Raw genomic sequence first — 20,142 nt, forward strand, 5'->3', positions numbered from 1 at the left:
ATGAACTACCGGATTTCGAACCAATTGATATTTAAAGAATCTTTCAGTATTTTACATCGAAAAATATTAGTGACTAGTTATGACGACCTAGTTTTATGAATTAGGAGCCACCGGTATGAAAAAAGGAAAATTAATCAAATACATTGTTGTGATAGGTAATGGTTTGGATTTACACCATGGATTATCATCAAGATATGTAGATTTTTATAATTCTTCGTCAATGTCCAGCAGATTGAAAGAGGAGTATGACATTGTCACTGCGCAATTTAGAAAACCAGGAACCTGGTACGACTTTTAAAATTAGTATCGACAGCTGATTTATCAAGAAACAACGAAAATGAATTCAGGTGCATATGGGACAGGAGATTTAGGTCTTTCTGAGAAAAATGGAATTATATTGGAGAAGCACGTCCAACGTTTAAATTATCTGTTTCAGATAATTGATAAAAAATTTGAAGATTATCTGTCTGTTGAGTACGACAAACAGGCTGCTAAATTTAAAATAGATTCTAATGTCAAAAATGTGTTAGATACCGCTGATATAGTACTTAATTTCAATTACACAAACACGCTTCAAGATGTTTATGGAATCGAAAGTTCTAAAGAAATACATGTTCATGGCGATTTCACAGCAAGTATGATTTTAGGACACTCAAATTATTACGATGGGGAGGGTGCGAAAAACTTTGGAGTTCACTTCACCGACTTGTATGAAGACGTGTCTATAAAAATTTCAGTAAATGAATTGAACGAAGAAGGAATTTATAGATTTTATCAAAAGTATACATTTTATGATTTTGATAGAGCCGCTGACGTATATATAAAAATGTTAAAACGAAAACTAATAGATTGAAATTTGATCAAGCTGTCTGTATACTTGTCAAGAAAGAAAGGCGGTAAGAGTAATGGATATAAAAATTGAAAAATCAAATAAATTTGGTTCATCTATAAAAACCACAAAAAATATTGGCGTATCTATTTCTGAAGCCAAAACTGCCGTAATGAATGATGAGAGTATTTTAAAAGCGCTCAAAAAATTATCTACTAAGTAATAACTACAAATAGGCCTCACCTAATGGTGAAGCTTATTTTTATACTCAAAATTGATTTTGTGTCAATTTAAAACCTGCGTATTAAGTTGAAGTAAACCCCAATAATTGAAGTTCACTTCATGAGAGGGTTTTTTATTTTGTCTAAAAGGATAGAAGGGGATATTTTGGGCGTACACTATGTAATTAGTCACCAAGTTATATTGTTTTATGATGCATAGCGTCCAAAATATTCTCAATATTATGAATCAATCTTTGGGTCATCATATTTCCTGACAATATACTTAACATCCTGCAGTGAGATAGGCATATCTTCTCTATCGTAGTATTCTTTATTGACGACCTTCACGGGGACTTCATGGTGGTCGTCGCCAACCGGCACGATAACACGATCATTTACTTCGATGCTGTCGTCATCCGTGAGATAGTAATAGGTTTGATCACTATTGAAGAAGCTGACGCTCAGCAAAATATAATCATGCGGAATCTTCTTTATTTCCTGGGCCAGGGGAGAGGAGAGTAGATTGCCTGAACTATACGAGTTAATTAGTTGTCTGATGGCAGATAGGAAATCAAGCAAGCCGCCAGGCCAACCATCTTTAGTATAATTTCCTTTAATCACGAATGGCTCCTGGTATTTATAATTCACCACAATTATATAGTCTTCGGACTCGGTATCTGGATCAATTAAGTATTTTGAGCTGGACTGGTCGTTAGAAAATGGCCTTGTTACTTTTAAACTATCAAGTAAATTTGAGACGCCGTCTTTAATCTGGTATTTATGCGAAATATTAACGGTAGTGTCGATTTTCTGAGTATGAGTAATGGTTTCTGCTGCTCTATCTACAACCACTTTTTCAAACCGTTCACAAGGCTTAAGTGACCAAAGAGCTTGACCAGAAGTGTTGTCGGCTAGTATCTGGGACACTTTGTGATATTTCAACGTAATTCTGGTGATTAGATCAGGTTCGAAATTGCCGTCTAAAACGTACAAATCTCTGCGACCAATAACTTCTCGCGTCAGATTCGACAAATTAATTCCTTCGGTTGCTAAGTTGTCCAGAAAACTACCGTGGTACTCATAAACGATGCCCTCGGTATTAGTCAACTCAACGTCCCAGGTACCAACGTCAGTTGCAAGCAACTCATGGTGTTTTTGTTTAAAATAATTGGAAAATACAGTCAATAACTTGTGCGCTTGATTTTTTTCGATTTTGAAATCGCTGCTCTGAGTTGAATTCGGTATATCAGTATCTAAATAAAATTCTGTGAAAACTACCATACCAATATCACTAACTGTAAGCTGTTGGGTGGCCGCCAGATTGAAGTCAGAGGATGAATTCCAACTGCTGTAGTTTGAAGTAATCTGGATTTTTTGTGGTACTCCTTGGAATATGTTATTTTCTACAGTTACTTTAGTAAGTAGTGCAAGGCGTTCAAGCACAATTATGAACCATTCACGATTAGCAGGTTCGATGATCTTCTCAGGCTCAAGTGCCCAGTGGTTAAAGTAACGCCAACGCGAATAAATTACCGAACCCAGCAAATCAATATCTGTGACGTTGGCTATTATTTTGGCAAAAGTAGTAGGATCGGAAATTGCATTGCCATAAACGCTCTTAAACGATTTACCACTATCCATTTTAAAACCGAGTTTATCACAGTCATCAGCAAAGTAATGATCAACAAATTCTGTATATTCGTTGGTGCGGTCACGAAATCTGGCCAACCATTTAAGCGCAAATTGATGTATCTGAATCATATCTGACATAATATAGTTAGCTCCTTTTAAATCCTAGCTACACTCACTTCAATTGATTATGCGTTGATTTTATCACCATTAATAATATATTACTACGTAAGGTGATGGATTCAGAAGGTTATATTGCAGACAAAAAGACCTGACTCAGGATTGATACCAGAATCAGGTCATTTTTTAGAAATATCTGACGTTTTGGGTCACTGCTTATTACCGGAAGTTTTTCTGGGCTTGTTCATTGCAATGCCAAGAATTGTGGTCGAGCATGTTAATTGTTATTCCTTAGCACCTTATTTGACGTTAATAGCGGACAACCAGTGATCAACTTCTTGAGCCACTGCCACCTTCTTGTTGCCCTTAATCACCAGCAGACGGCCGCTAATTTCTTCGCCACCTTTGACAGAGTAGCCCCGCAACACTGCCGCACCTTTAGCTTCTCTTTTAATTTGAGTGAAAACGGACCCTGCACCGTAGCCACCATTCGTGTTAAACGGGATGACTGTTTTATCGGCAAAGTCATGCTCCTTCAAGAATGACACGACGGCTTGAGGGAGCGCCATGTTCCAGGTGGGCGTCCCAATGAAAATTCTGTTGTGATTGGCAAAATTTGGGATTTTGGTCTCCAATTCTGGTAAAACATTATTTTCTTGCTCTTCCTGATTCAATTCGACTTCTGCGCGATAATTCTTGGGCCTCGCTGCTGTAGTTTTTAGTTGCACGAGGTCACCCCCAATCTTTGCTTGAATCAATTCGGCCACCGCCCGGGTGTTGCCAGTCCGTGAATAATAGACAATTAAAGTTTTCTGTGTTGCCATAGTTGTTTCTTCTTTCTCATGCTCATTTGCTGCTATCATAAACCTTGGAGCCGGATCTAAGGCAATCGATGGCCAGTTTCCCGCGCCAACTGCTGAAATTCCGCTCCAGATGATTTAATGAAAAGCCTTCTTAATGAAGGCTTTTTTTGTTGGCGAGTAAGTTTGCTAGGTACAATTCCTCAATCGGCTTATACTTTGGGTGTAAAATCATCACCTGGTTGGCCCAGAATAAATTCGTTTGCCTCACTAAGTAATAGTCTGAATTAATTGCTATTTTAAATAATCTCGTTATAGATGCTTATAGTTTGAATAATCTAATTATTATAAACTATGATGGAATTATCGGAATAGTTTATTTGAAATGAGGTATCAGCTATGGTATTGATGACGAGGTTAGAGAAATCAATTCAAGAGATTGCGACCGCCCATGTGAATGTCGGCGTAGAGGTCGAAAAGTTACGCGTTGACCAACAGAATAAGTTAAGCCTGAAGTCATTTCCCCAGCACTTAAGTCAGGATATTGCGGAATACATTGAGCGAGAATTCCTTACAGCCCAGCTCGAAGTTGTCTTCCCACCGGCTGTTGTTGCAGAGGACAACGTAGCACTAATTACTGAGGTCATGACTGAGCTCGATCAGCAGTTACGACCTGGTGAGAGGTTATGGTCCTTCAGTTGTCCTCCCGAATTACCACCCCATATCTCCGAATCGGAAATTTCCGCCAAACCAGATGCTAGCCTTTGGTATCGTAAGCGGATTGGTCAACTGTACGATGTGCGCCGAGTTGCCAATACCGGAGTACATCTTAACTTAAGCTTTTCAGCTGACGTAGTCGACCAGCTTGTTAACAGTACTTCGTTTACAGATTCAAATGAGCTCTATATCCACCTTGCCCAGCAGTTTATGCTTCATCATTGGTTATTCACATACTTGTTTGGTGCGACGCCGACGGTCGATGCCTCGTACTTCGATGGTCCAGGTCTCCAGCAGCCGGTACGTAGTATTCGCAACAGCCCATACGGTTTCCCAACAAGTATTATTGGTGATTACAGTAGTGCCGCAAACTACGTGACCCGGATTGAATGGGCCGTCACTACTGGTGAATTGATGCAGCCTGGCCAATACTACGAGGGTGTGCGGTTAAAGGGGCAAAAGGGTAAGGCCCTAAGGTCGATTCTGACAGATGGAATCTCACACTTGGAACTGCGTTTCTTTGACTTAAATCCGTTCAAGATTGCGGGCTTAACGAGCATGCAGATCAGGTTAATTCAGTTGTTGGCATTGTACTTTGTTCAGCAAGAACCGATTCCAGATAGTAAGTTGGTTCAAAAATTGAGTAGGGCTCGACGTAAGAATACAGAGGTGGCTCTCGAGAACCCAATCGAGGAGTGCCGCTACCAGCAGCAAGGGCTCGAACTTTTAGCCGCTTTAAGGGAGTTCGCCCTGGCAAATCAACTAGACGAGAAGTTCGTGATCGCAGTCGAGCACTTTAAGGAGTGTTTCGTTGATTGTGAGCAGACGCTCAGTGTGCAGGTACTTGATGCGATGAGTTCTGTAACCACCTAAAGTTAATAGAGCCTGCCCGTCACTGTGGCCAGGTTCTTTTTGTTCGTTGCCCAAGATTTCGCGGTCTGCTAGTCCTATTTTAAAAGCATGTAATCTGCTATACTTAATGCAATATACCGACAATTATTGTGTTTAGTGGGAAAAGGATAAAATATTGATTACAGTAAGTGAAATGGGCCTCATCCTTGATGGCCATAAGTTATATGAAGACGTTAACCTGAAGTTTACGCCCGGTAACTGCTATGGCGTGATTGGCGCAAACGGTGCGGGTAAATCGACTTTTCTGCGTTTGCTGGAAGGTAAATTGCAGCCAACAAGTGGTGTGATTGCAATTGATAGTAATTCACGGATGTCGAGCCTCGTGCAAGATCATTTCTTATTCGACGACTTCGATGTTTTGGATACCGTAATTCAGGGGCACAAAGAACTACACGATGTAATGCTCCTAAAGGATGCATTGTATGCTAAACCGGATTTCTCTGAGGAGGATGGCATCAAGGCGGCGGAGCTCGAGAATCGCTTCGCCGAACTCGACGGCTGGAATGCAGAGGTGGAGGCGACCCAGTTGTTGAATGAACTGGGAATTTCCGAAAGCATGCACCACCAGAAGATGGGCGAACTATCGGAACCCCAGAAGGTGAAGGTCCTGCTTGGGCAGGCACTATTTGGTAAGCCGGATATTCTGCTTCTCGATGAGCCGACCAATGGGCTTGATATGCAGACAGAAGTTTGGCTAGAGAATTTCCTCGCCGACTATCCCAATATCGTCATTGTGGTTTCCCATGACCGCCATTTCTTAAACCAAGTTTGTACCAACATGTGTGATGTGGACTTTGGCAAAATCAAGATGTTCGTTGGTAATTATGACTTCTGGTTGGAATCTAGCCGCCTTGCATCTAAGCTGGCTGGGCAACAGAATGCGAAGAAGGAAGAACAAATTAAGGAGCTCCAGGAGTTCATCGCCCGTTTCTCTGCCAATGCCTCTAAATCAAAGCAAGCAACTTCACGCAAGAAGCAGTTGAGCAAGATTACATTGGATGATATTCAGCCCTCCTCGCGCAAATATCCGTTTGTGAAATTTGATTTCGAACGAGAACTAGGTAACGATTTATTGCGAGTGGAGAATGTTTCGAAGACGATTGAGGGCGTCAAGGTACTAGATAACATTAGCTTCAGCGTTGGCCCAAATGAGAAGGCCGCGATCATGTCGCGGAGTGATTTGGCATCGACGACAATGATGCAAATTCTAGCAGGGGAGCTTGCACCGGACACGGGCACTGTGACGTGGGGTGTAACCAGCATTCGCTCGTACCTGCCAAAGGATACTAATTCGGCGTTCAACGATGACCAGTTGAACATCCTCGATTGGCTCCGGCAATTTGCCGAGAAGGGCTTCGATGACAACACGTTTTTGCGTGGTTTCTTAGGTAAAATGCTCTTCTCTGGGGATGATATTGAGAAGAAAATCGCTGTGTTATCCGGTGGTGAAAAGGTCCGGGTCATCCTCGCCAAGATGATGCTCCAAAAGGCCAATACCCTGTTGATGGACGATCCGACGAATCACCTCGATTTGGAATCAATCACGTCATTGAATGATGGCCTGATCGGCTTTGGTGGCGCGATTATCTTCACCTCCCATGACCACCAATTCATTCAGACAGTAGCGAACCATATTATCGAGGTCTCGGCTAGAGGTGTGGTGGATCGTGCAGATACGAATCTTGATGAATGGCTGAACCACGAGGTAATGCAGGCGAAGGTTGCTGAACTATATTAACCTTTTAACGGTTTAAGTGTTTAATTGTATCGTTAGTTTTTAGCTGAATTATGAGGTAATCTGATGGTGAATAAGAAGACTGGTCTAGTCAGAAAAATTGGAAAAAACATTGGTAGTACGCTAATTCAAAGCCTCGGTGTGACCGATATTGCCGATAAGTCACTCGAACTATTGAATAAGTATGTTGATCAGCATAGTGGTGATATTCGAGTGCCGGATCTGAAGGATGTGGGGCTTGACGATGCTGAAGCGATTTTGGCCCAACTAGGCTTCAAATACGCACGCGTCTTAGTCCAACCAAAGGCGGCATTAGCGGAGCAAGCCACGATGATGGTCCTAGAGACTCAGCCCAAAGCCAACAAAAAGGTTGCACCAGGGAGCTTCGTGAAGCTCTATTTCATGGATGAAGTGGTCCAAACTAAGAGCCGAGAATTGGTCCAACAAGCTGTGTTGAAGAAGCAGCAACGAAAGGCACAACAAGCGGCAAGAGTCCACAACACCGTCCAAGCAACCAAGCAGAATGTGGGTAACATGGCCCAGAAAGTACCGCTGCCCAAACTTAAGCGTAAAGCAAAACAAACCAAGCAATAAGTTTCAATATTAAACCACGATTTTTTATCAAACAAAGCCTCTGCTTGACTATTAATGTCAAGGGAGGCTTTGTTTTTGTCTACCAGCTCTGGCGACTTGGACCAACCGTGAATTCGTTGATGGTCGTATCTTCAGGTGCGTCGATGGCAAATGCCACTACATCCGCAATGCGTTCTGGACTAATTTCATACTCGTCATAAAGGGCGCGAATGCCAGTAGCCATGCCACTGTCCGTGATGTGGTCTACAAGTTCTGATTGGATGGCTGCAGGATAAATGACGGATGTCCGAATGTGGGTCTTTTCCTCAGCAGATTCCATCCGCAATACCTCCATGAGGTCGCGCACCGCCCACTTTGTGGCACCATAGACAGCACCATTAGTGTAGGCCTTCAAACCGGCCACGGAAGATGTGGCAATCACTTGACCGTGTTTTTGTTCTGTGAAGGTCGGAAGTACACTCGCAATACCATACAGGACGCCACGTAAGTTGACGTCAATCATCTTATTCCATTCGTCAACATGGAGCGCTGATAACGGTGAGTTAGGCATCAGGCCGGCGTTCAGGAAAGTGACGTCCAGACGGCCAAAGCGTTCTAAAGCGAGCTTAACCAACGCATCGTTGTCATCCCGTTTGGTCACGTCCGTGGCCAGGGCAACAGCTTCACCACCCGCATTCTTGATGTCAGCAACAATTTTTTCTAACTTCTCAATCCGGCGTGCACCAAGCACAACCTTTGCACCAGCAGATGTCAGCTTCTTAGCGGTAGCCTCACCGATACCTGATGATGCACCAGTAATTACAACAACTTTATCTTTAATACTCATTGAAATTTCCTCTTTTCTGCTATATGATTGTTCTCATGTTACATCCTAAAGCTGACTTTAGGTCAAGGGAAAGAGGAATATAATGGCAAAAAATTTATTAATTGGTGAGGTTGCAGCGCAGTTTAGGCTTACTGTCCCAACGATTCGCTACTATGATCAGGAGGGACTAATCCCCAATTTACAAAAGAATGAGTCCGGTCAACGCGTTTTTACAGCTGAGAATATTGATGCACTACAAATAATTGAGTGCCTAAAGGATTCCGGCATGGCGATTAAGGATATCAAGCAGTTTATGCAGTGGGTTAGTGAGGGTGATGAGACGCTCTATAACCGGCGAGAAATGTTTGTGCACCTAAGAGCACAGATGCAGGAGAAGATGAACCGGTTGCAACAGACGATGCACGTGCTTGATTATAAGGTGGGTTATTACGGCAAGGCGGTGCAGGACGGCACGGAAAAGTATGTTAAACAAACTGCCAAGCCAATCGCTGAGATTATTAACGGATAGTAGGATGATGTAAAATGACAAATGAAACTGATGACGAACGCCTTTACGCGGGGAAATTATTTAAGTCGCACCAACTCTCGGCTAAGAATCGTTCACGCCGTGGTCGGGCACTAGCCCAGCAAATTAATCAACTGCCGCTAGAGCAGGTTGAACAGATTGTTGCGGCAGAGCGCCAGTTAATTGAGCATAGTGGTCAAGATATGTTTATTCAGCCACCATTAATGGTGGAGTACGGGCATAACATCACGATTGGTGATCACTTCTATTGTAATTTCGACGCTATTTTCTTAGACAAAAGCACCATCACGATTGGCGATAACGTGATGGTGGGTCCACGCGTGAATTTTCTCACCGCCGGTCACCCGGTGGATGCGAAAACGCGCAACGAATTTTATGAATACGCAAAACCAATCGTGGTCGGCAACGATGTCTGGATTGGTGGCAACGTGACAATCCTGCCCGGCGTAACAATTGGCAGTGATGTCGTAATTGGTGCAGGCGCAGTTGTGACAAAGGATATCCCCGATCACGTGATTGCCGTGGGTAATCCGGCCCGTGTCCTAAGAACAATTACGCCAGAAGAGCAGCAACGGTGGCGTGAAGAAGCCAGCGAATATGAAGCGGAAGTGGGCAGGTAGTGATGCTACAAATATTGATTTTTCTGTTCGCCGCAATTGGCGGGATTCTGCGTTTCTGGCTATCACTGCATGTCCATGTCCTGGGGGTTCCCGTGGCCACTTTACTCGTCAACTTACTTGGTACGTTTTGCTTGCCTATCTGGAACGAACGGCTGCAGACGAGTGCACCACTGCAGGTGAAGTTGAAGGAGGCTGTAGGGGTGGGCTTCTTTGGCGCGTTGACGACATTCTCAAGTATGAGCCTCGACACCTACTTGTTAGTGTTGCGTGGTGCTAATTTGCAGGCCGTAATCTACCTGCTGTTGACCATTTTCGGTGGAATTTCACTGACTTTCCTTGGTACGCGAATTGGCATAAATAAAAAAAGAGTAGGAGACTAATTGATGAGCCTAGTCTTGTTGGTTGGGGCGGCAGCTGGCGTCGGTGCACTAGTGCGCCGTAACTTTACCGTCTTCTTCCGTAAACACGTTTCGCAGCGTAATGCGTTTATTGCGACGATGTTCATCAACATCGTCGGCAGCTTTTTTATTGGGATTTTAGCCGGGTTATTCCTACCCAATACTGTTAATTATCGAATCTTGGCGGTCGGTCTGTTAGGAGGGTTGACTACGTTCTCCTCGTTTAATTCCGAGCTAGTCAACCTGACGCTCGCCGGCCGGACCAAGGTGGCTTTAGCCTACATGGGTGGCTCATATCTGCTTGGCTTGACATTTGTTTTTCTTGGTCATTTGGTTGCCACAATGGCGGTGTAATAATCGGCTTCTGTGCCCGCATTTCCATGTACGGAGAATTTTTTTATATTTTTGGTGACATTTTGTCACCAGAGGAGTATGCTGGTTTTGTGTTTAAGTGACAAAGTGTTACTTGGGTAAAAATAGTCAACGAAAGAAGAATAATTATGTTCTTAGCATTGAAAGAGATGAAGGATCAGAAGCTGCGCTACCTCCTACTCACGAGCATCATCGGGCTGATTGCGCTCGTCGTGTTTGTGATTAGCGGCCTAGCGAGTGGCTTGAGTTCTGGCAATAAGCAAGTAGTCCTCGATTGGCATGCGACTGGGATGGTGCTCAACAAGAACGCTAACAAGACGGTGAACGCGTCCAACCTGGCTGCACGCGAGCAGGAGAATGTCACGGCTGAAAAAGTCGCGCCGATGGGCATCTATTCCGGGGCCCTGAAGCAGGGCGAGGAACAGAATAACATCACGGTTTTCGGTACTGAAAAGGACAGCTTTATCTTACCCAAGCTGCTAGAGGGTAAGAGTTTCGATGAGGACTACACAATCATGATTTCCCAGAATATGGCGGATAAGTTTCAACTCGCCGTTGGTGACCAGATTAAGGTGGGCAATCTGAAGCACAAGCTCAAGGTGACCGGGATTTTCAAGGCTACCACCTACCTGCTCCAGACCGTGGGTTACACCAACTTGACGACCTACCAGGAATTGAAGTATGGGACCAAGGCCGCAGATGAATCACAAATCATGGTCAACATGTTTGCGGTTAAGGATAAATCATTGAAAGATGTGGCGCTAAACGACACGAAGACCGTGCCACTGGAGAAATTCAGCAACACAACATTTATTGAGAACATTCCGGGTGAGAAACCGGAACAGATTACTCTAAACGCGATGGTCTACGTCTTGATTATCATCTCCGCTGGAATTGTCGCAATCTTCATGTACGTTTTGACCCTCCAGAAGAAGAATCTGTTTGGTATCCTGAAGGCTCAAGGGATTCCCGCGAGCGTGATTAGCAAATCCATCTTCGCCCAAAGCCTGGTGATGGGCTTGCTCGGTGTGGGCGTAGCCTTTATTTTGGCATTGGTATTGGGCAAATTCACACCAGAGGCGATGCCGTTTAAGGCTGACTACCTGAAGTGGGTGATGAACGGTCTCTTGTTAATTGTCGTGGCAACGCTTGGGAGCATCTTCTCGCTGCCAACCGTGCTGAAAGCAGATCCAGTAGAATCAATTGGGGGTTAAGGCATGACACAAAGTTTAGTAATGGAGCATGTTGTGAAGAAGTTTGGAAGTGGACATACCGAGATCACTGCCTTAAAAGGAATTGATTTCGCCATTGACGCCGGAGAATTTGTGGCCGTGATTGGGCCGTCTGGTTCAGGTAAATCTACTTTTCTCACCATTGCTGGCGGGTTGCAGACGCCGACGGCTGGCTCAATTCATATTGGAACTGCTGATTTCAGTAACCTAAACGAGAAGAAGCGGGCGCAGCTGCGCTTACGCAAGATAGGCTTCATTCTCCAGGGGACTAATCTCATTCCCTTTCTCACGGTCGCAGATCAGTTTAAGTTCATCGACCAGGTGGAACACAGGAAGTTTCAGACGACGCGGTTTAAAGATTTATTGACCTCCCTAGATATCTACGAGCTGAAGGATAAGCTGCCGCGTGATCTTTCTGGTGGTGAACGCCAGCGCGTGGCAATCGCCAAAGCTTTGTATAATGATCCCGCTGTGATTCTCGCGGATGAGCCCACGGCTGCACTGGATACGAATCACGCGTATGATGTGGTGAAGTTGCTGGCTAAAGAGGCGCATGAGAAGAATAAAGCCACTATCATGGTCACACACGACCCAAGAATGGTGGCGTACGCAGATCGTGTGCTTGCCATGGAGGATGGATTGTTAGTTGAGAAGCAGATCAGCGATTATCAGGTAGTGGAGTAGTCAGATGCCAAAAGCGACGTTTTTGAATTTGCCGGAGGAAAGGCGTAACCAGATCGAACGAGTCTTGATTGAACTATTGAGTGAAGAGGACCCTAGTCGGGTGACCGTGAAACAGATTATCGATCGCGTCGACTTTTCCCGAGCGGCATTCTATAAGTACTTCATTGATTTAGGTGATGCTATTAATTATGTCACCAGAATAGCAACGAACTTCGTGCACAAGGCGATTATGCGAGAAATTACGACAACCGGGGATTTCTTCTTGGGTAGCCGCAACTACCTCGCACATGTGGCCGATTACGCGCCAGGTTCGCGTGAGCAGCGCTTGATTATTGTTCTCTTAAATGGGGGTAATTCCGTGTTGTTCAAGCGAACATTATCCGCCCAGAACGAGGAGCTCGTACAGCATTTCTTACACCTGCTCCAGCAAAATCAGATTAACATTGAGGATCAAAATGAGGCAATCAGTTTCTTGTACCTAATGATGAGCCTCGTAACTGATGCCCTGTTTGATTACACAAGTAATCACTGGACTAAATCAGAGTTACTCGCTGACTTTGATTTACGAACTAAGTGGTTGCTTCACGGGATTCTGCCGCAATAGGGCGATATTTTAGAATTTTGCTCGTGGAAATACTATACTAATTCTAGAGCTACATTGATGTGCTACTAGATAGCTGGTGACGAAAGGAACGCAGATGAAAACCAAGATTGTATTGCACGCAGATGACATGGGTAAGGTACCGGAGTTACTCAGTAACCTGGGCAACATGGTACGCTACGCTAACACGCACGAGCAGGATCAGATTGAGGTCGTATCTGCCGGCGTTTTAGATATCGCGGTGCTACAACAAGACGGCTTCTCATATATTAAACCGTAGGAGAGGACCGCGGAGGTTTTACCCTGCACCGTTGACGGACATGGATCAGGTGGTCGCCTGGGTACGCCAGCGATTTACAATAAATATTATTAAAGTCATCGGCGGCTCCGCGGTTGGCAACATGGCGGTTGAGCTGGCAATCAAGTACGGGTTTGCCGCGGTCTCGCTTTCCGGTATTTTGGACATTGATGGGTGGCTGCAGGAACACAAGAACGTCGTAGCCCAGCCGGACACAACCCAGGACTTCACTAACGCGGCGAGTGCGACGATTAATCAGGCGGGCGCAGATGACGCTTTTTACAAGTGGTTTATCATGAATTATCTGAATCAGAATCTGGAACTCGCGGAGGCTGCCACGGCCTATCACCGGGTGAATGAAGGTACTGGTTCCATGTTGTTGGTCAATTCGCTCAACGAATTTGTACCCACGAGTGGTGTACTACAGCTTGCGGCGCGACTGGCTCAGATGCATGTTCCTGTCAGCACCATCTGGCTAGCGGGGACACAACATGCGAAGGGCTATCTGGCTCAGGTATGGCCCGTCGTCCGAGACTTTTTGCTGGCGCAGTGATTCTGGTAGAAAAATTACGCACAAATTCAGGTGAAAAAGTATACGATAGAAGTATTCAAACTGGTCTAACCAGAATTGAATACTTTTTTTGTGGGGTAAATTATTAATGCAAGATACTTTCTTAGGAATTGACCTGGGCACAACGAGGCTGAAGGTTGCAATCATCGACCACGGGCAGGTGACTTACCAAAATACCAGCGCACTGACCACCTATAGTGGTGCTCATGGTGCGCGCTACCAGTCTGCGACAGAGATTCTGCAGCAACTGACAGAGTTGTTGTTAGGCATTCCGGTCGAAGAACGGACGAAGATTCAAACAATTGCCTTGTCGACTGCGATGCACAGCACCTGGCCGGTTGATCCGGCAAGTGAGCAGAATGACCAGATATTTATCTGGTCCGACCGGCAGGCGGCAGGGGTAATGGCAGATTTCCGGCAATCAGAGCTCTCAAAGATTTTCTATCAGAAGACCGGGACCCCGATTTACCCAATGACCCCGTTCGCCAAAATTAAATACTTTAAACGCCAGATGCCAACAAGGTATTCGTCAGAGACGAAGTGGCTCGGTCTGAAGGAACTCTTGCTCGAATTTCTCACTGGCAAGGACGTGCTCGATTACCCGACAGCAAATGCGACGGGCTTGTTTAACATTCATGAATTACGCTGGGATGCCGATATTCTCGCTGATCTGGACATCGGCACGCAAAACTTGGCCGAGTTGGTTGACTGGCAGACGCCGTTAAAGCTCAAACAATCGGTCGTGAGCGCCTTTGGTCTTGCTAAGAGCGTGGCGGTTTATCCCGGCGCTAGTGACGGAGTGCTGGCCGCCGCCGCTGGACTGAGCCAAAGTGGTAACGGCAATAGTCTGACCATTGGCACGAGTGCCGCTGTGCGCCGCGTGAGCCAAGAGATTGTCCTCGACTCGCATAAACAGAACTTCTGCTACTATCTCAGACCAAAGTGCTACGTTATTGGGGCACCAACTAATAATGGTGGCGTCGTCTTGGACTGGGCGAAGCAAATCTTTTCGCCGGGTGAAGGAACGGCGCAGGATTTCTACCAAGAACTTAGTCAAAGTCTGACGGAATCCCCCATCGGAGCAAATGGGGTGCTTTTCCTACCGTTTCTAAATGGTGAGCGGGCTCCCTACTGGGATGCCACGCTAACCGCCCAATTTACGCATCTTTGGGTCACAACGACGAGAGCCGACATGCTGCGGGCTATCGTAGAGGGAGTACTCCTGAATATTCGTTTATTGACCGAGCTGGTGGCGGTTAAGGAGAAGACAACTGCAAGCGGTGGTTTTTTTGAAAATACGGCGTTGTCACAATTGGCAGCCGATATTCTTGGCGTGGACCTAGACGTTACACCGGGTAATGAGCCGATTGCCGGACTCTACAGTCTTTTGACGGGAAAGCCTGTCATAGCGATGCAACGCAAGGATGCGCGCCAAATCAAGTTTGATGTCGCGGTGCACGAGCAATATCGGCGCTAATCATTTTTTGGCTTTTTCTTAAATTTGGCTCCTGGCTGGACGGATTACTGGTCAACTGAGTGTAAACTGAGTAATATAAGCATGTTTAGTTGATCATTTAAAAAAGGAGTGAGCAGATGCGCCGATTTATGAGAATGTTCTGGCTCACGCTGTTAGTCATTGGTGGCTTGTTTGTCTACAGAAATTATGATTATCTCCGCGTCAATTTCTGGCCCTTAGTGGAACAAAAAATTGCCCAGGTGACTAGCCAAAAAGACCAGACAGCTGATTCGACTAATACGGCACCAGTTGGCACAACTGAAGATGATGCGGTGACGCCCGTCGAGTCGATTGTGGCCGAGACCAAGTTGAGTAATGTCTATTATTATGTCTTCGAGGATAATGCGCCAGCGAGCGTCCGCAATGTTTTCGAAGAAGCGGTGGTAATCTACAATGAGACAGGTTTGGTAGAGCTTAAGTCAGGTACCCCAGCGGATACCGAAAACAAGATTACCTTTGGTATTTATACCAATGAGGAGGCTGCTAACCAAAACGGTCTCAGCGAGCTGGGGCGTGGCGGACCAAACATTATTAAATATACGGGTTGGACGTCTTACGTCGTGAACCGGGGTAGTGCGCGACTCAATCTTGCGGGAACAAACGCCGTTAGGTTGTCCGTGGCGATTCACGAACTAGGCCATGTCCTCGGTCTGGCGCACTCGACCAATCGCAATTCGGTGATGTACCCGATTGATCAGGGTAAGACTGGCCTGCAGGATGTCGATATTCGGGCGTTGCAGACAATTTACGCCAACTAATCAGAATATTTTATTGATCAGGATAAGCAAAAAGAACGTGGCCAATCGCCACGTTCTTTTAGTCTGCCATATCATGCAAGTTTATGTTGCTACTCTATTTTTTCAGTTTAAAGGTTAAGCGTACGGGATTATGGTCTGAGTTGACGAACCCGGCATCAACAACATGGATTTCTTGCGCCTCAACGTTTGGTGAAAGGATGAAGCCGTCGACTAGGGTCACGAATGACTCGCCTTTTTGATACGGCTGATCCAGTGCTCGGACAGACGGTGTTTTGGCTGCAGCTAGCTCCATTCTTGGTACATAGAATCCTGCAGGTAACTTGTTAAATGGGAAGAGATGGGTCCAGGTTTGGACCTTACTTGTCGTGTGGAAGATTTCTGGTGCGTTTTGGAGCAAACGGTGGTTGTAGTCTCCGGCGACAACCACGTAGTTACCGGCCCGATAGGCCTGGTTGATGTACTTGAAGAGCTTCGCAAACTGGGCCTCTTGAATGCTGTGGTCCTTCGTAAAGGCCGAGAGATGAATGTTGACGAGCTCGAACTGCTTGCCATTATCGGTTGGGAGCTTAGACACCGTAAAGGCGCGGTCGAGATCGATGAACTTATTGAAGTTGGTCTCGATTGGTAGAGAGTAGCGTGTAGCTTTGCCAATTCTGGTAGCTGCTAACGTGATGAGACCTGACTTGGCCTTGCCAATGGGGTCATTGAAAGGGTAGAAGAGGTAGGGTGAATCGTAGTTCTGTCCGTAAACACCACTGTGTGTGTGCGCAAAAGCGTTGGTGATGCGCTTAACCTGATCGACGTGACGTGAGCGATCACCGTCTTGGTCGACCTCCTGGTAGAAGTAGAAGTCTGCCTTTGCAGACTTTGAGGTCTTCACAATCCCTCTGGTTAGCCTGGTTACAGTTGCCTTGTCGTAGGCCTTTGCATACTTACCACCATCCATGAAGAATGAGTAGCTCGGTGGATAAGAGCCGTAGCCAACGTTCCACGACTGTGCGTGATAGGTGCGCCCAACTTGGACAGTATTCTCCCGATTATGTTTAACCCCTAGGCTTTCATTGTCAGGTAAGCGGTAATACGTGATGTAGGCGTAGGCCAGGTACGAACCTGCCGCAACCAGGATAATGAAAACGATGGCAGCAAGTGTCTGCCAGAGCCATTTTAGTTTCATAATTATTTTTCCTCCAAGAAAAGTACTGCGCGTTTTTAACAATTGATAACATACTCGGTTAATAAAAAACGGCACCACCTCATGTGTGCTTGCCGCCGTTAAATTAATGCTTACATCATTCACTCATAGTTGTCCGAGTTCGTGCAATTTATCCTCGATCTGAGTGATGACCGCCGTTTGATCCTCTTTGCTTTCGACGAAATCATACTTGTCACCATCAATTCGAATCTTAGGTGAATAATTGTAGTTCTCATACCAAGGACCATAGTATTCGAGTAGGGTCTTGTAGTACGTCTCGAGAGTGGGATCATAACTGAGTTGTTCGAAACTGCGTCCGCGCTTTGTAATCCGCTTAAGCATCGTGTCGTAGGAGACGTCGATGTGGACCAATAAATCAGGCGCCTTCTTCGGCAATGTTTTCAATTCCTCCATCATGTTGTGCAGTAGGTCGCGGTAGATGTCTACCTCGGTCTGGTTTGCCCGACCCATGTCCGCGTTCATCTGAAAGAATAGTTCATCCTCATAGATGGACCGGTCGAGCACGTTATTGTCGGCAACTAGCGCGTCTTTGATGTTCCGAAAGCGTGTGTTTAGGAAATAAATCTGTAATAGAAAGGCGTATTTGGCCGGATCTGCGTAGAACAGGGGCAGCACCGGATTGTCTTCGACACTTTCGTAAAAGGCCTGACTGCCTAAATCTGCAGCAAGTATTTTGGTTAGGGTTGATTTGCCGGCACCGATTGGGCCACTTAAAGCTATGACGGTCATCACATTCCTTCTATCTAAAGTGTTCTTATACAAAATATGGTCAACTCCTAATATAATAACGCTACATGTGGTGGCAAGCAATATATTTTAAACTTTTATCTTTTTCATGAATTCTCCTCCAAGAAATTCAGAATAGATTCGATTTATCTCCTCTAAATTGAGTTAGCTGATTAAGGCCAGCTAACTATGCTTAAACGCTAATGCCCCGTGAGCGTTTTTTTGGTCAAAAAAGTGCTTGTGTTATTATTGAATAGAATAATGGGGTAAATTATTGTGAATAAGAAAAATTTTGCGCTGAACAAGCACACGTGGTTTGTTGGGCTAGTGTTCGGACTGTTGTTGGTCCTAGCTTTGATAACAAATATTCAGTCGGTTAACGCAGACAACGGCTACGTCGTTGATCCTGCTAATTACTTAAATAAGAATACGGAAGAGTATATTGAGCGTTTGAACGAGCAGGATTTAACTGGTCTAACCGACCGGCCACAGTACATGCTAGCAGCGGTGGGAAAACGCTCGTTGATGGTCGCAGTAACCGAATCCTTAACGGCATCATCCACCAACAGATTGATTTTGCTGATATCGTCGTCGACGGTTGGAAAGTCAGAGACTTCCTTCAGCGTGTAGTAATATTGGCGTGCATTTTGTCGACCAGCTGGTGTTGCACTTTCGAGGATGTAGGCTGACCGCAAGCCACTAAGCGTCACGTGTTTAAGACTCTCCAATTTAAAGACGTCTGCTAAAATATGCGTGACAACTGGTCTGGGAATTGTTGTGGCGTTGACCAGTTGGTCGTGTTCGAATATTTGGGAACCGTTATCCGACACAAAGGCAATCTCGTCCGCCTTGCCGGGGAAAAAAGCTTTGAGTTGTTCATATTGATTCCCGCTGGCGACAATGAATTTAATGTCCTGTTGGCACATTTTGGCGTAGACCCTGTCGAATTGTTCCCGGTCATAATTCTTGGCGGAATTTAGAAATGTCCCGTCCATGTCTGTCGCAATTGCTCTAATCATCAGTTACACCGTCAATTCTATTAGGTTGCCCTCTGGGTCCTCAATCACAGCCTCGTAATACCCGTCGCCCGTCGTTCGTGGACCACTAAGTAGGTTAAAGCCGTCGTTTACAAATTGTGCAGCAAGCGTATCGACTCGCTGCTTCTCACCCAGTGAGATAGCGATGTGTGCGTAGCCTAGGACATCTGGGGCCCGTTTATTGATGTTGTCCTTGTGTGAGAGTTCTATGCGACCGCCCGTCGCAAATTTGAGGAAATACGACGAGAAGCCGGTCTTTACGTTCTCGTAGCGGGCACTCGCTAGTGTATTGAAATAGTGCTCATAAAATTGTTTCATTGTCTCCAAATCATTGACCCAAATTGCGATATGTTCTAATTTCATTTGTTTCACTCCATCTACAGCTAATTATTTTGTAATCGTTATCAACTTCCATTAAATCAGTAAAAGGATTGTTTGACCATGAAAATTATTGTTGCACCAGCCAAGAAAATGACGAACCAAAGCGAGAGCTTTCGAGCGAGACGGCAACCGCAATTTCTCGCCGAAGCCCAGGAGATTTTGGCTGCGATGAAGGCACTCGATTATGCCGCGGCAAAAGAAATGTGGCACTGCAGCGACCGCCTTGCCCGCCCGAACTTCGCCTGGCTACAGGAGATGAAACTGACAGAACACGTCACGCCGGCGCTTACTAGCTACGTCGGTATCCAGTATCAGTATATGGCACCGGATTTATTCACCAAGGATGCACTCGAGTACGTCGACCAGAACTTGCGCATCTTATCGGGCTTCTATGGCGTATTGCGGCCATTCGATGGCGTCGTTTCTTATCGACTATCACTTGATTCTAAACTGGCAGTTGCCGGAAGTCGGAATCTGTATGACTTTTGGGGTTCTAAAATATACCAGGCGCTTGAATTCGACCGAGAGCCCGTGTTAAATCTAGCCTCACTTGAATATACTAAGGCAATTAGGCCCTTTCTGAAGCCCACTGATCGCCTGATCGACGTTCTGTTCTACACTAGTGTCTCTGGTCGACTGCAGGTTAAGGCGACACACGCTAAGATGGCACGAGGGATGATGGTGCGTTATCTTGCGGAGCAGCATGTCACGGATATCCAGGATGTGCGCAACTTCTGGCATCCCGAGTACGAATATCGGGCAGATTTGTCCACGCCCACCAAAATCGTTTTTGTCCGAGATAAATAAATGAAATTTTTAATTTTAC

At 45.5% G+C, this 20,142-nt stretch carries 25 protein-coding genes; 18 read left to right on the plus strand and 7 right to left on the minus strand.

Annotated features, from left to right (window positions below):
- Window positions 1–115 precede the first annotated feature (115 nt).
- From LA20533_RS05710 to LA20533_RS08600, 3 genes are read left to right on the plus strand one after another with little or no spacing between them, the layout of a single operon-like run.
- Entirely contained in the window at window positions 116–298 is a 183-nt protein-coding gene (locus LA20533_RS05710; protein WP_056945780.1) for an AbiH family protein, read from the plus strand.
- Window positions 299–337: 39 nt separating this feature from the next.
- Window positions 338–853: an AbiH family protein gene (locus tag LA20533_RS05715; RefSeq protein ID WP_056945781.1), complete on the plus strand. Its 516-nt coding sequence runs from the start codon at window positions 338–340 to the stop codon at window positions 851–853.
- Between the two features lie 52 nt (window positions 854–905).
- Window positions 906–1,052, plus strand: a complete 147-nt coding sequence (locus LA20533_RS08600) for a hypothetical protein (protein ID WP_156408156.1) — start codon at window positions 906–908, stop codon at window positions 1,050–1,052.
- A 238-nt stretch (window positions 1,053–1,290) separates the two neighbouring features.
- On the opposite strand, the gene LA20533_RS05720 is transcribed toward LA20533_RS08600, so the two are convergent.
- Both LA20533_RS05720 and LA20533_RS05725 read right to left on the minus strand, forming a co-directional pair.
- Window positions 1,291–2,820 (minus strand): hypothetical protein, encoded by a 1,530-nt coding sequence (locus LA20533_RS05720; RefSeq protein WP_056945782.1) that lies wholly within the window; start codon window positions 2,818–2,820, stop codon window positions 1,291–1,293.
- Window positions 2,821–3,098: 278 nt separating this feature from the next.
- On the minus strand, window positions 3,099–3,623 hold the full coding sequence (locus LA20533_RS05725; RefSeq protein ID WP_054746238.1) for a flavodoxin family protein: 525 nt from the start codon (window positions 3,621–3,623) through the stop codon (window positions 3,099–3,101).
- A gap of 375 nt (window positions 3,624–3,998) precedes the next feature.
- Here LA20533_RS05725 and LA20533_RS05730 point away from each other — a divergent pair, with 375 nt between their 5' ends.
- The 3 genes from LA20533_RS05730 to LA20533_RS05740 all read left to right on the plus strand — a co-directional run bounded on the left by LA20533_RS05730 (window position 3,999) and on the right by LA20533_RS05740 (window position 7,557).
- On the plus strand, window positions 3,999–5,189 hold the full coding sequence (locus LA20533_RS05730; RefSeq protein WP_056945783.1) for a hypothetical protein: 1,191 nt from the start codon (window positions 3,999–4,001) through the stop codon (window positions 5,187–5,189).
- Window positions 5,190–5,343: 154 nt separating this feature from the next.
- The gene (locus LA20533_RS05735; RefSeq protein WP_056945784.1) at window positions 5,344–6,966 is read left to right on the plus strand and encodes an ABC-F family ATP-binding cassette domain-containing protein; all 1,623 of its coding nucleotides are present in this window, start codon (window positions 5,344–5,346) and stop codon (window positions 6,964–6,966) included.
- Between the two features lie 63 nt (window positions 6,967–7,029).
- Window positions 7,030–7,557, plus strand: a complete 528-nt coding sequence (locus LA20533_RS05740) for a PASTA domain-containing protein (protein WP_056945785.1) — start codon at window positions 7,030–7,032, stop codon at window positions 7,555–7,557.
- A gap of 79 nt (window positions 7,558–7,636) precedes the next feature.
- Here LA20533_RS05740 and LA20533_RS05745 read toward each other — a convergent pair whose 3' ends face one another.
- Window positions 7,637–8,383 (minus strand): SDR family oxidoreductase, encoded by a 747-nt coding sequence (locus LA20533_RS05745; RefSeq protein ID WP_056945786.1) that lies wholly within the window; start codon window positions 8,381–8,383, stop codon window positions 7,637–7,639.
- Window positions 8,384–8,465: 82 nt separating this feature from the next.
- Between LA20533_RS05745 and LA20533_RS05750 the strand changes: the two genes are divergently transcribed.
- From LA20533_RS05750 to LA20533_RS05800, 11 genes are all read left to right on the plus strand, one after another.
- A complete protein-coding gene (locus tag LA20533_RS05750; protein ID WP_056945787.1) occupies window positions 8,466–8,891 on the plus strand; it encodes a MerR family transcriptional regulator in 426 nt (141 codons plus the stop codon).
- Between the two features lie 14 nt (window positions 8,892–8,905).
- Window positions 8,906–9,529 carry a sugar O-acetyltransferase gene (locus tag LA20533_RS05755; protein WP_054746207.1) on the plus strand — a complete coding sequence of 208 codons (624 nt, stop codon included), beginning with the start codon at window positions 8,906–8,908 and terminating at the stop codon, window positions 9,527–9,529.
- A gap of 2 nt (window positions 9,530–9,531) precedes the next feature.
- Window positions 9,532–9,909 (plus strand): fluoride efflux transporter FluC, encoded by a 378-nt coding sequence (locus tag LA20533_RS05760; RefSeq protein ID WP_056945788.1) that lies wholly within the window; start codon window positions 9,532–9,534, stop codon window positions 9,907–9,909.
- Between the two features lie 3 nt (window positions 9,910–9,912).
- Window positions 9,913–10,281 carry a fluoride efflux transporter FluC gene (locus tag LA20533_RS05765; RefSeq protein ID WP_056945789.1) on the plus strand — a complete coding sequence of 123 codons (369 nt, stop codon included), beginning with the start codon at window positions 9,913–9,915 and terminating at the stop codon, window positions 10,279–10,281.
- Window positions 10,282–10,427: 146 nt separating this feature from the next.
- Window positions 10,428–11,513, plus strand: coding sequence for an ABC transporter permease (locus LA20533_RS05770; RefSeq protein ID WP_056945790.1), 1,086 nt, complete (start codon window positions 10,428–10,430; stop codon window positions 11,511–11,513).
- A gap of 3 nt (window positions 11,514–11,516) precedes the next feature.
- Window positions 11,517–12,215: an ABC transporter ATP-binding protein gene (locus tag LA20533_RS05775; RefSeq protein ID WP_056945791.1), complete on the plus strand. Its 699-nt coding sequence runs from the start codon at window positions 11,517–11,519 to the stop codon at window positions 12,213–12,215.
- A 4-nt stretch (window positions 12,216–12,219) separates the two neighbouring features.
- Window positions 12,220–12,819: a TetR family transcriptional regulator gene (locus tag LA20533_RS05780; protein ID WP_056945792.1), complete on the plus strand. Its 600-nt coding sequence runs from the start codon at window positions 12,220–12,222 to the stop codon at window positions 12,817–12,819.
- Between the two features lie 94 nt (window positions 12,820–12,913).
- Entirely contained in the window at window positions 12,914–13,096 is a 183-nt protein-coding gene (locus LA20533_RS05785; RefSeq protein ID WP_054746212.1) for a hypothetical protein, read from the plus strand.
- Window positions 13,083–13,667: an alpha/beta hydrolase fold domain-containing protein gene (locus tag LA20533_RS05790; protein ID WP_255313983.1), complete on the plus strand. Its 585-nt coding sequence runs from the start codon at window positions 13,083–13,085 to the stop codon at window positions 13,665–13,667. Before LA20533_RS05785 ends, LA20533_RS05790 begins: the two co-directional genes overlap by 14 nt.
- A 106-nt stretch (window positions 13,668–13,773) precedes the next feature.
- Window positions 13,774–15,162, plus strand: coding sequence for a gluconokinase (locus LA20533_RS05795; protein ID WP_056945793.1), 1,389 nt, complete (start codon window positions 13,774–13,776; stop codon window positions 15,160–15,162).
- 116 nt (window positions 15,163–15,278) lie between these two features.
- Window positions 15,279–15,959 carry a matrixin family metalloprotease gene (locus tag LA20533_RS05800; RefSeq protein WP_056945794.1) on the plus strand — a complete coding sequence of 227 codons (681 nt, stop codon included), beginning with the start codon at window positions 15,279–15,281 and terminating at the stop codon, window positions 15,957–15,959.
- 94 nt (window positions 15,960–16,053) lie between these two features.
- Here LA20533_RS05800 and LA20533_RS05805 read toward each other — a convergent pair whose 3' ends face one another.
- From LA20533_RS05805 to LA20533_RS05820, 4 genes are all read right to left on the minus strand, one after another.
- Entirely contained in the window at window positions 16,054–17,133 is a 1,080-nt protein-coding gene (locus LA20533_RS05805) for an endonuclease/exonuclease/phosphatase family protein (protein ID WP_056945795.1), read from the minus strand.
- Between the two features lie 123 nt (window positions 17,134–17,256).
- Window positions 17,257–17,901, minus strand: a complete 645-nt coding sequence (locus tag LA20533_RS05810; protein WP_054746240.1) for a deoxynucleoside kinase — start codon at window positions 17,899–17,901, stop codon at window positions 17,257–17,259.
- A gap of 410 nt (window positions 17,902–18,311) precedes the next feature.
- Complete coding sequence (locus LA20533_RS05815; RefSeq protein ID WP_056945796.1) at window positions 18,312–18,917, minus strand: HAD family hydrolase; 606 nt, start codon at window positions 18,915–18,917, stop codon at window positions 18,312–18,314.
- 3 nt (window positions 18,918–18,920) lie between these two features.
- Window positions 18,921–19,298: a VOC family protein gene (locus LA20533_RS05820; protein WP_056945797.1), complete on the minus strand. Its 378-nt coding sequence runs from the start codon at window positions 19,296–19,298 to the stop codon at window positions 18,921–18,923.
- 78 nt (window positions 19,299–19,376) lie between these two features.
- Here LA20533_RS05820 and yaaA point away from each other — a divergent pair, with 78 nt between their 5' ends.
- Complete coding sequence (gene yaaA, locus LA20533_RS05825; protein ID WP_056945798.1) at window positions 19,377–20,123, plus strand: peroxide stress protein YaaA; 747 nt, start codon at window positions 19,377–19,379, stop codon at window positions 20,121–20,123.
- Window positions 20,124–20,142: the final 19 nt, after the last annotated feature.

The sequence above is a fragment of the Amylolactobacillus amylophilus DSM 20533 = JCM 1125 genome (assembly GCF_001936335.1).
GTDB classification, from domain to species: domain Bacteria; phylum Bacillota; class Bacilli; order Lactobacillales; family Lactobacillaceae; genus Amylolactobacillus; species Amylolactobacillus amylophilus.